Below are 718 nucleotides of genomic sequence, written 5' to 3' on the forward strand. Positions count from 1 at the left end.
GTTCGGCGCTTCCCCTAGCGCTTGCGCCAGATCACTCACGCGGGCGCCCTCATCATGAAATGCAAGCTGGTACAAAATATCCATCCGCTTTGGATTTGCCAGCGTCTTTAACAAAACTTCGCCGTTAGTCGCCATAAATAAACAATACAGAATATTTTGCGCAAGGTTTCTTGCGCAAACTTATTTGCTGATCTATGGTTGTTGCCATGAGCATCAACGAAGCAACCCATACAAAATCAGAGAACACCGCGGCAGTGAAACCTTTACACCGCAATTCGGACTACCTGAAATGGTTCGTTTCAGACGTCGCGGCAGACGCTGGGAACGCGATAAGAGCTTTCGCTATGCCCCTCATCGGGCTTGCAATCACCGGATCACTCAGCCTTGCCGGAGCCATAGGCGGCGTTTCAATGATCAGCTCCTTACTCATGTACTTGCCCGGAGGAGTAGTGGCCGACCGTGTTGACCGAAAGAAACTACTTGTGGTTGGGCACGGGCTCGGCGTCTTCATTTGGGCAAGCGCCATACTTGCCTACCTAACCGGCAACCTCAACACGGCCACTTTGTTCGCACTTGCGGCACTATCCGGTCTACGCAGTGGATTCTTTGGCGGAGTCTCCATTCCCGCGCTACGCCAACTCGTACCGGGCGAGCAGCTACCGCGCGCCCTCGCCGCTAATCAAGCGCGAGACGGAGCCATACAGATGGCTTCAGGCCC

1 protein-coding gene is annotated in these 718 nt (G+C 54.2%); it reads left to right on the forward strand.

Annotated features, from left to right (window positions below; all coding sequences use genetic code 11):
• Window positions 1-206 precede the first annotated feature (206 nt).
• Window positions 207-718: MFS transporter (locus tag HMPREF1627_RS02045; RefSeq protein ID WP_234305205.1), on the forward strand; the 512-nt coding region annotated here is incomplete at its 3' end.

The organism is Actinomyces sp. S6-Spd3 (assembly GCF_000758755.1).
In the GTDB taxonomy this organism is placed as follows: domain Bacteria; phylum Actinomycetota; class Actinomycetes; order Actinomycetales; family Actinomycetaceae; genus Pauljensenia.